Source organism: Streptomyces sp. NPDC057654 (genome assembly GCF_042800135.1).
Lineage (GTDB): Bacteria > Actinomycetota > Actinomycetes > Streptomycetales > Streptomycetaceae > Streptomyces.
Map to the genome: position 1 here is coordinate 1 of NZ_JBHVHQ010000254.1, position 10006 is coordinate 10006.

Consider the following 10006-nt stretch of genomic DNA (forward strand, 5'->3'; position numbering starts at 1 on the left):
GGAAGGTGGTCAGCGGCGCGGCGGGGCGGGCGACGCCATGCGCGGCGTCACGCGCGAGATCGAGGAGGGCGGCCGTGTCGACATCGAGTTCGATACCCAGTTCGGCCTTGACTGCGGCAATCCATTCATCCAACACGTTCCCATCGTCCCTGATCCGGGCGCGTGCCGTGGTGATGTCCTCCCAGGTGTCGCAGTCGAGGGAGGCGGTGGGGTGCGGCAGCCGGGTGAGCGAGAGCCCGGCGGTGAGCAGCCGCAACGGCAGCCCGACGAGCGAACCGTGCTCGGCGGCGAGCCGCGCGAGCCCCTGGCGGAGGGGTTCGGTGCGGTAGGCGGCGACGAGCGGCTGATCGCGCCCGTCGGCGTCGGAGAGCAACGCCCCGTCGAATCCTTCGAGTCCTCCGGGCCGTCCGGGCCGTCCGGGTCCTCCGGGTCCTCCGGGTCCGTCGAGTCCTTCTAGTCCTTCTAGTCCTTCTAGTCCTTCTAGTCCTTCGACCCTGTCGAGCAGCCCCCGTACGGTGTGCGCGTCGAGGAAGGGCAGGTCGGCGGAGAGCACGACGGCGGTCCCGGTCCGTACGCACCGCAGCCCGGCCGCGAGCGCCGCGACTGGTCCGCCGCCGGGCGGTTCCTCGCGCGTCCACGTCACCGGGGTGGCGGTCGGCCGCTCGGGTCCCACGACGACGATGCTTCCGGCGCCCGCGCAGGCACTGAGCACCCGGTCGAGCAACGTCCGCCCGCCCACGCGCACCGCGGGCTTGTCGACCCCGCCCAGCCTCCGCGCCGCCCCACCGGCCAGCACCACGGCGTCATATCCACTCATACCCCGAGTATCGCCACCCCCGGCACACCGCCGAGGCCCGCCCCGCCCGTCGGCCGTTCCGCACCGGGGACGCCTCCCAGCCCGCCAGACCACCCGCCTACGGGCCTACGGGCCCTACGGGCCCTACGGCACGTCAGTCGAGCACGGCTCAGAGCGACCGCAGCAACACCGCCGGCTGTTCGACGCAGTCGGCCACGTACCGCAGGAAGCCCCCGGCGGTGCCTCCGTCGCAGACGCGGTGGTCGAAGGTGAAGGAGAGCTGTACCACCTTCCGTACCGCCAACTCCCCGTTCACCACCCACGGCTTTGCCGCTATCCGGCCCACGCCGAGCATCGCCGCCTCGGGGTGGTTGATGATCGGGGTCGAACCGTCCACCCCGAACACCCCGTAGTTGTTCAGTGTGAAGGTGCCGCCCGTCAGCTCCGCCGGGCTCAGCGAACCCGCGCGGGCCGCCTCCGTCAGCCGGGCGATCTCCTCGGACAGCGACACCGCGTCGCGCGCCTGCGCGTCCCGCACGACGGGCACGACCAGCCCGCGGTCCGTCTGCGCGGCGAACCCCAGGTGCACGCCGGGCAGCCGTACGATCTCCCGCGCGTCGGCGTCCACCGTGGCGTTGAGCTCGGGGTACCGGGCGAGCGCGGCCGTACAGATACGGGCCAGAACGGCGAGCAGCGAGACCTTCGGCCCCTCCGCCGCGTTCATCGCGGCCCGCGCGGCCAGCAGTTCGGTCGCGTCGGCGTCGACCCAGCACGTCGCGTCGGGGATCTCCCGGCGGCTCCGCGCCAGCTTGTCCGCCACCGCTCCCCGTACCCCGCGCAGCGGTACGCGCTCCCCTTCCCTTTCCTTGCCGGACGCCGCTCCCGAGCCGGCCGGAACGCTCTGCACCGGCTCCGCGCCCTGCTTCCGCAACGCGCCCTCGACGTCCGAGCGCAGGATCAGCCCCTCCGGCCCGGACCCGGCCACCTCCCGCAGGTCCACCCCGCGCTCCCGCGCGATCCGCCGCACCAGCGGCGAGATCACCGCCAACGGCCCGGTCGCGGCAGGGGCGGCAGCCACGGCCGCGGAACCCGCGCCCGTACGCGAACTCGTACCCGTACCCGCGCCCGCGCCCGCGCCCGCGCCCGCGCCCGCGCCCGTAAGGCCAACGCGCCGGTCCGAGCCGCCGCCGTTCACCGCCAGCTGACCGGCCGAGACGGAGACGGAGGCAGAGGCCGAGACCGCGGCAGAGGCAAAGGCAGAGGCAGAGGCCGAAGGGCGCAGCCGACGGCGACGCGCAGCCGGGGCCGCCGTGCCGTAGCCGACGAGCACATTGCCCGACCCCTCACCACCTGCCGGGGCCGCGTCGATGCCGCCCCCGGCCCGCTCCCCCACCGCGACCGTCAACAGCGGCGATCCCACCGGCCGTTCCGAGCCCTCCTCGCCGAAGCGGGCCGTCACCACGCCCCCGTACGGGCACGGCACCTCGACCATCGCCTTGGCCGTCTCCACCTCGACCACCGGCTGGTCCACGGCGACCACGTCGCCGACCTCCACCAGCCAGCGGACGATCTCCGCCTCCGTGAGCCCCTCGCCGAGGTCCGGCAGGGTGAACTCGCGCACCACGGCCATCACCGAACACCGCCCTCGGTCCACTCGGACTCCCACTGCAACCGGGCGACGGCGTCCAGCACCCGGTCCACGCCGGGCAGATGGTGCCGCTCCAGCATCGGCGGCGGGTACGGGATGTCGAACCCCGCCACGCGCAGCACCGGCGCGTCCAGGTGGTGGAAACACCGCTCCGTGATCCGCGCGGCGATCTCCCCGCCCGGCCCGCCGAACCCGGGCGACTCATGGACGACGACGGCCCGCCCGGTGCGCCGTACGGACGCGCACACCGTCTCCTCGTCGAACGGCACCAGCGAGCGCAGGTCGACGACCTCCAGGTCCCAGCCCTCGGCGGTGGCGGCCTCGGCCGCCTCCAGGCATACGGGGACGGACGGCCCGTAGGTGATCAGCGTCGCGGACGTACCGGACCGGCGCACGGCCGCCCGGCCGATCGGGTCCACCGGTTCCGGCCGGTCGGCGGACCAGTCGGCCTTGGACCAGTACAGCCGCTTCGGCTCCAGGAAGACGACCGGGTCGTCGGAGGCGATGGCCGCCCTGAGCAGCCCGTACGCGTCGGCGACGGTGGCCGGGGCGACCACGTGGAGGCCCGGCGTGGCCATGTAGTACGCCTCGGAGGAATCGCTGTGGTGCTCGACTCCGCCGATCCCGCCCCCGTACGGCACCCGGACGGTGATCGGCATCGGCAGCGCGCCGCGCGTCCGGTTGCGCATCCGGGAGACATGGCTGACCAGCTGCTCGAACGCCGGGTAGGCGAAGGCGTCGAACTGCATCTCCACGACGGGCCGCAGCCCGTACATCGCCATGCCCACGGCTGCCCCGAGGATGCCCGCCTCCGCCAGCGGCGTGTCCGTACAGCGGTCCTCGCCGAACTCCTTCGCCAGCCCGTCCGTGACCCGGAAGACGCCGCCGAGCGTGCCGACGTCCTCGCCGAGCACATGGACGGCCGGGTCCTCGGCCATGGCGTCCCGCAGCGCGCGGGTCAGCGCCTGCCCCATCGTCACGGGCTTGCGGGCGGTGTCGCGCGCGCTCTCCACTGCCGTCGTCGTCATCGTCGCTCCCCCTCCGCCGGCCGCCCGGCCGACTGCCCGCCCGTCGGCTCGTGCGACTGCTCTGCCTGCTGCTCTGCCTGCTGCTCTGCCGCCAGCTCGGCCCGCAACTGGGCCGCCTGTTCCCGCAATTGCGCGGTCTGCTCCGCGTAGACGTTCGCGAAAAGGTCCATCGGGTCGAGCGCGGGATCGTCGTTCATCCGGTCGCGCAGGTCGGCGGCCATCCGCTCGGCGGCGTCCCGCTCGGCCTGTATCCCCGCGTCGTCGATCAGACCGCGCCCGGTCAACTCGCCCTCCAGCAGCGCGATCGGGTCGTGGGCGCGCCACGCCTCGACCTCGGAGTCCGAGCGGTAGCGCGTGGCGTCGTCCGCGTTGGTGTGGGCCTCCACGCGGTAGGTGACGGCCTCCACCAGCGTCGGGCCGCCGCCGGTGCGGGCCCGCTCGACGGCCTCGCCGAGCACCGCGTGGACGGCGGCCGCGTCGTTGCCGTCCACGAGGCGGCCGGGCATTCCGTAGCCGACCGCCTTGTGGGCGAGCGAGGGGGCCGCGGTCTGCTTGGCGAGCGGCACGGAGATCGCAAATCCGTTGTTCTGCACGAAGAAGACGACCGGGGCCCGCCAGACCGCCGCGAAGTTCAGCGCCTCGTGGAAGTCGCCCTCGCTGGTGCCGCCGTCGCCGACCATGGCGAGCGCGACGACCTCGTCGCCCGCCAGCCGCGCGGCGTGCGCGAGCCCGACGGCGTGCGGCAGTTGGGTGGCCAGCGGCGTGGAGAGCGGGGCGACGCGCTGCTCGCGCGGGTCGTATCCGGTGTGCCAGTCGCCTCGCAGCAGCGTCAGCGCCGCCACAGGGTCCAGGCCGCGGGCGACGACGGCGAGGGTGTCGCGGTAGCTGGGAAAGAGCCAGTCCTGGTCCTGGAGCACGAGGGCCGCAGCCACCTCGCATGCCTCCTGGCCGGTGGAGGAGGGGTAGACCGCGAGCCGGCCCTGCCGGGTGAGGGCGGTGGCCTGGGTGTTGTAGCGGCGGCCGCGCACGAGCTGCCCGTACAGCCGGCGCAGCAGCTCCGGGTCCAGGCCGGCGGCGGCGTCGGTGCCCAGCAGCCGGTACGGCTCCGCGTCGGGCAGCAGCGGCGCGGGGTCGGTGCGAGGCTGCCAGGCGGGCGGCGGGGTGGGCCGGTAGGAGCCGGGCTGCTCAAGGACCGTCATGTCGAGCACCTCCTCGTATGGGCGGGCTGGGAGCACGCTGAGGGCCGGGCCGAGTAGCCGCCCCGCTCTCCCTACCGATTGTTCGGTCGCCGGCACATTTTGGCTACAGGCGGCCCGAGCCTGTGGACAAACGGTTCTCCACAGCCTGAGATATGAGCAGTACGTCCATCAGCGGAAGGCACGACGGCATGCGGGACGAACAGATGGCCGGATCCGGCGGCAGGCCGCCCGCCCGGCCGCTCGACGACATCGACCGCGACATCCTGCGCATGCTCCAGGCCGACGGCCGCGCCTCGATACGGTCGGTGGCCGAGCGTGTGCACATCTCGCGCGCGAATGCCTACGCGCGTATCAACCGGCTGATCGACGACGGGGTCATCCGGGGGTTCAGCGCCCGCGTGGACCAGGAGCGCGCCGGGCAGGGCGCGTCCGCGTACATCACCTTGAAGATCGTCCAGAACTCGTGGCGCAGCGTGCGCGAGAAGCTCCAGGCCCTGCCGGGGGCCACCCATATCGCGCTGGTCAGCGGGGATTTCGACGTGCTGCTCCTCGTCCACACCGAGGACAACCGGGCCCTGCGCGAGCTGGTCCTCACCCGCCTCCAGTCGATGGAGGAGGTCCTGAGCACCCGCACGCTGCTGGTCTTCGAGGAGACCGACCTACAGGAGAACCAGGGCCTCCTGTAGGCGCACGGGGCCGCCACGCGCGGGCGCGCGGGAGACGTTGCGAGGGGACGTATTCGGGGGGACGTACGAGACGCCGGTCTCGGCCCTGCGCGCGCCATCCCTTCCTACGTGCGCAGCCCCGTGAACGCCATCCGCACCACCGCGTCCGCCACCTGCTCGCCGTCCGTCGCCACGCCGTTGTGCGGCCGGTACCACTCGACAATCGAATTGATCATGCCGAAGAGCAGCCGGGTCGCGAGCCGGATGTCCACGTCCGCCCGCAGGTCGCCGTCGGCCGCCGCCTGCTTCAGCAGCTCCGCGACCTCCTGGTCGAACTCGCGCCGCCGCTCCATCGCCCACCGCTCGGTGTCTGTGTTGCCCCGGACGCGCAGCAGCAGGGTGACGTACGGCAGCTCGGCCATCAGCACCTCGGCGGTGCGCCGGGTCACGTACTCCAGCCGCTCGACCGCGCGCCCCTCGGCCGCGCCCGGCTCCTGGAGGATGCCGAAGAGGCCGTCCAGCGCGCGGGCTATGGCCAGGCGCAGCAGCTCCTCCTTGCCCTTGACGTGGTGGTAGATCGAGGATTTGGAGATCCCCGCCGCCTTGGAGAGGTGCTCCATGGAGGTGCCGTCGTAACCGCGCTCGTTGAACACCTGGACGGCGACCGCGAGCAGCGATTCGGGCGTGTAGGTGTCGCGCTTGGCCATGGTCATGATTAGAGCACCCTGCGTTCGGCGGCCGCACGGCGGCGCAGCGCTGGGGACGGCGCGTAGCGGCCGGTCGGGTGGTAATGCTGGTGCAGCGCGTCCAGAATGCCCTCCAGCCATGTCGCGCCGAGCCGGCCGACCCACTCCAACGGCCCGCCGGGGTAGTTCACGCCGAGCCGCATGGCGACGTCGACGTCCTCCGGGCCCGCCACGCCCCGGGCCACCGCGTCGAGCGCGAAGTCCGCGATCATCGCGACCGTACGGGCCACGATCATGCCGGGGACGTCGTCGATCACACTGACCTGCTTGCCGAGCGCCTGGAAGAGGCCGATCGCCTCGTCCACGTCCTCGGGGGCGGCGGAGTCCGCGGGCGCGAGGACGATCCGGGTGGCGGTCCGGTAGTCGAGCGCCAGGTCGAAGTAGATGTACGTGCCGGACGACGCGTAGTCCGACGCCGTGTAGCCGTCGCTCAGCAGCAGCCGCGCCCCGCCTGGCAGCACGACGCAGCCCCCCTGACTCGTCAGGTCCGCCGGGTCGTCTTCCCGTACGACCTTGATCCCGGCTTCCTCGATCAGCTCGCGGAGCTCGTCCGCGGGGCCCAGGGAGCCCTCGATCGTGACTTCGCGCGGTGCCGTACGGGGCTCGGCGGTGTGCGGGGCGGGGGGCGTGGCGTCCGGGCCGTGGTCGTACCAGCCGCGGCCCGACTTGCGTCCGTGCAGACCGGACTCGACGAGGCGGCGCTGGGCGAGGGAGGGCGTGAACTTGGGGTCCTGGAAGAAGGACTCCCATACGGACCGGGTGACGGCCTCGTTGACGTCCTGGCCGATGAGGTCGGTCAGTTCGAAGGGGCCCATCGTGAAGCCGCCGCTCTCGCGCAGCGCCGCGTCGATGGTGGCGGGGTCGGCGGCGCGTTCCTCGAACACCCGGAACGCCTCGGCGTAGAAGGGCCGGGCGATGCGGTTGACGATGAAGCCGGGGGTGTCCGCGCAGCGCACGGGGGTCTTGCCCCAGGCGGCGGCCGTCGCATGCGCCCGGTCGGCGGCGGCCTCGTCGGTGGCGGAGCCGCGGACCACCTCGACGAGCGGCAGCAGCGGCGCCGGGTTGAAGAAGTGCAGTCCGACGAAGCGGCCGGGCACGCGCAGCGCCCCCGCGACGGCGGTCACGGAGAGGGAGGAGGTGTTGGTGGCGAGCAGGCAGGTGTCGGAGACGATCTCTTCGAGTGCGCCGAACAGCTCTTGCTTGACCGCCAGTTGTTCCACCACCGCTTCGACCACGAGCTCGGCGTCGGCGAGCTCGGCGAGTGCCGCCGCCGGGTGGAGGCGGTCGCGGGCCGCGTCGCGGTCGGCGGCGGTGAGCCGGCCCTTCTCGACGAGGCGGTCGAGGCGCGCCGCGATGGACGCCGCCGCCTGGGCGGCGCGGCCGGGCGCGGCGTCGTACAGCCGGACCGGATGGCCGGCGACCAGTGCGACCTGGGCGATTCCCTGGCCCATGGTGCCGGTCCCGACGACGGCCACGGTGCCGGTGACGGTGCTGCCGCCCTCGATTTCGGTCATGTCGCTGATCCTCCCCGATGAGTTGTCCACAGGTTCGCCAGGCCCCCTTGCCCCGACCGATCGTTCGGTTAATCTAGCGGTGTTGTCTCCGTTCCGCGCCCCCGCGCTCTTTCCGCGGGGCCGGTCCACCGCCCGCCCGTCTCCACTACCGCCCGCTGAGAGGGCGCGCCCGCGCCCCTCACCACCGGCTCGACGAGGAGTTGGTCAGTCGTGACCGCCGAGCTCACCTCCGCGCAGTTGATCGAGAAGCACCGACCCACCCTCGACCAGGCTCTGGACGCGATCCGCAGCCGTGCTTACTGGTCGCCCCACCCCGAGCACCCGAAGGCGTACGGCGAGGGCGGCAGCCTGAGCGCCGCCGACGGACAGGCGGCCTTCGAAGCCCTGCGCGGCGCGCGCTTCGATCTGGACCAGCCGGGCTCCGACGGCTGGGCCGGCTCCGAGGTCTCGCCGTACGGGCTGGAGTTGGGCATCGAGTATCCGCACGCGGACGTGGACGTGCTGCTGCCCGCCATGCGCGCGGGCATGGCCGCCTGGCGGGACGCGGGGCCCGAGGCGCGCGCGGCGGTCTGTCTGGAGATCATCGCGCGCATCAGCGCCCGGACGCACGAGTTCGCGCACGCGGTCATGCACACCAGCGGCCAGGCGTTCATGATGGCCTTCCAGGCGGGTGGGCCGCACGCGCAGGACCGCGGCATGGAAGCCGTGGCCTACGCGTACGAGGAGCAGACCCGCACGCCGCGGCGGGCCGACTGGTCCAAGCCGCAGGGCAAGCGCGACCCGCTCGACCTGCGCAAGGAGTTCACGGCCGTGCCGCGCGGCATCTCCCTGCTGGTCGGCTGCAACACCTTCCCCACCTGGAACGGCTACCCCGGCCTGTTCGCCTCCCTCGCCACCGGCAACGCGGTCCTCGTCAAGCCGCACCCGCGCGCGGTGCTGCCGCTCGCGCTCACCGTCCGCATCGCGCGCCAGGTGCTCGCCGAGGCGGGATTCGACCCCAATCTGGTGGCTCTGGCCGCCGAGCGGGACGGCGAGGGCATCGCCAAGACCCTGGCCCAGCGCCCCGAGATCCGCATCATCGACTACACCGGCTCCACCGCCTTCGGCGACTGGCTGGAGGCCCACGCCCCGCAGGCGCAGGTCTTCACGGAGAAGGCCGGCGTCAACACGGTCGTCATCGACTCCACCGGCGACTACAAGGGAATGCTCGCCAACCTGGCGTTCTCCCTGTCGCTCTACAGCGGCCAGATGTGCACCACCCCGCAGAACCTGCTCATCCCCCGCGACGGCATCACGACGGACGCCGGGCCCAAGACGTACGACGAGGTGGTCACCGACCTCGCGGCCGCCGTCGACGGGCTGCTGGGCGACGACGCGCGGGCGAACGCCCTGCTGGGCGCGATCGTCAACCCGCAGGTCAAGGAGCACGTCGAGGCGGCGGCCGGGCTGGGCGAGGTCGCGCTGGCCTCACGGACCCTCGCCAACCCCGACTTCCCGGGCGCCACGGTCCGTACGCCCGTCATCGTCAAGCTCGACGGCGCCAAGCCCGACGCCGAGGCCGCCTATCTCTCCGAGCACTTCGGCCCGGTGTCCTTCGCCGTCGCCGTCGACTCGGCGGCCGACGCGGTAGAGCTGCTGCGCCGCACGGTCCGGGACCGGGGCGCGATGACGGTGGGCGCGTACACCACCTCGCCGGAGGTCGAGAGCCTGGTCGAGGAGGCGTGCCTGGAGGAGTGCGCCCAGCTGTCGCTCAACCTGACCGGCGGGGTGTACGTGAACCAGACCGCGGCGTTCTCCGACTTCCACGGCTCGGGCGGCAACCCGTCGGCCAACGCGGCGCTGTGCGACGGGGCGTTCGTCGCGTCCCGGTTCCGCACGGTCGAGGTGCGCAAGCCCGTCTGAGCCGCAAGGAGCAGCGGGGCGCGCGCTCGTTCCCGGTCCCGCTCCGGCCCCGCGGGCCCGGCCGTTACGCGGCGGCGGCCTCCGGGGTCCGGGGCGAGCTGCCGCCCCAGTGGAAGAGGGCCATGGCCACGCTGGTGGCGAGGTTGTAGCTGGAGACCTGTGGCCGCATGGGCAGCGCCACGAGGTGCTCGGCGCGGGCGCGCAGCTCGGGTGAGATCCCGTGCCGTTCGGAGCCGAAGGCGATGAGCGCGTCGTCGGGGATGGCGAGGGACCGGATGTCCTCGCCCTCCGGGTCCAGTACGTAGAGGGGGCCGGGCGGCAGGTCGTCGAGCGGCAGCTGTTCGACGGCGGTGGCGTAGTGGAGGCCCGCCCCCGCCCGTACGGCGTTGCCGTGCCAGGGGTCGAGGTCCCCGGTGGTCACGACGCCCGTCGCGCCGAAGCCCGCGGCGAGGCGGATCACCGCGCCGACGTTGCCGAGGTTGCGGGGGTTGTCCAGGACGACGACGGG

General features: G+C 73.1%; 9 protein-coding genes. 2 read left to right on the forward strand and 7 right to left on the reverse strand.

All coding sequences use genetic code 11. The annotated features are described in order from the left end of the window. From ACFU99_RS19965 to pdhA, 4 genes are all read right to left on the reverse strand, one after another. Window positions 1-817 (reverse strand): NTP transferase domain-containing protein (locus ACFU99_RS19965; RefSeq protein ID WP_384393716.1); only part of this gene is annotated, 817 nt, incomplete at its 3' end. Window positions 818-965: 148 nt separating this feature from the next. Next, entirely contained in the window at window positions 966-2426 is a 1461-nt protein-coding gene (locus ACFU99_RS19970) for a dihydrolipoamide acetyltransferase family protein (protein WP_384393719.1), read from the reverse strand. Beyond that, entirely contained in the window at window positions 2426-3472 is a 1047-nt protein-coding gene (locus tag ACFU99_RS19975) for an alpha-ketoacid dehydrogenase subunit beta (RefSeq protein WP_384393722.1), read from the reverse strand. The genes ACFU99_RS19970 and ACFU99_RS19975 overlap by 1 nt, the downstream gene beginning before the upstream one ends. After that, entirely contained in the window at window positions 3469-4671 is a 1203-nt protein-coding gene (gene pdhA, locus ACFU99_RS19980; protein ID WP_384393725.1) for a pyruvate dehydrogenase (acetyl-transferring) E1 component subunit alpha, read from the reverse strand. The genes ACFU99_RS19975 and pdhA overlap by 4 nt, the downstream gene beginning before the upstream one ends. Before the next feature lie 188 nt (window positions 4672-4859). On the opposite strand from pdhA, the gene ACFU99_RS19985 reads away from it, so the two are divergent. Next, window positions 4860-5357, forward strand: coding sequence for an Lrp/AsnC family transcriptional regulator (locus ACFU99_RS19985; protein ID WP_363128484.1), 498 nt, complete (start codon window positions 4860-4862; stop codon window positions 5355-5357). 104 nt (window positions 5358-5461) lie between these two features. Here ACFU99_RS19985 and ACFU99_RS19990 read toward each other — a convergent pair whose 3' ends face one another. Both ACFU99_RS19990 and ACFU99_RS19995 read right to left on the reverse strand, forming a co-directional pair. Then, a complete protein-coding gene (locus ACFU99_RS19990) occupies window positions 5462-6049 on the reverse strand; it encodes a TetR/AcrR family transcriptional regulator (RefSeq protein WP_384393728.1) in 588 nt (195 codons plus the stop codon). 2 nt (window positions 6050-6051) lie between these two features. Then, the gene (locus tag ACFU99_RS19995) at window positions 6052-7596 is read right to left on the reverse strand and encodes a 3-hydroxyacyl-CoA dehydrogenase (protein WP_384393732.1); all 1545 of its coding nucleotides are present in this window, start codon (window positions 7594-7596) and stop codon (window positions 6052-6054) included. Window positions 7597-7806: 210 nt separating this feature from the next. Here ACFU99_RS19995 and paaN point away from each other — a divergent pair, with 210 nt between their 5' ends. After that, window positions 7807-9498 (forward strand): phenylacetic acid degradation protein PaaN, encoded by a 1692-nt coding sequence (gene paaN / locus ACFU99_RS20000; RefSeq protein WP_384393734.1) that lies wholly within the window; start codon window positions 7807-7809, stop codon window positions 9496-9498. Window positions 9499-9562: 64 nt separating this feature from the next. Here the strand turns inward: paaN and ACFU99_RS20005 are convergent. Continuing rightward, window positions 9563-10006 (reverse strand): TrmH family RNA methyltransferase (locus ACFU99_RS20005; protein WP_384393737.1); only part of this gene is annotated, 444 nt, incomplete at its 5' end.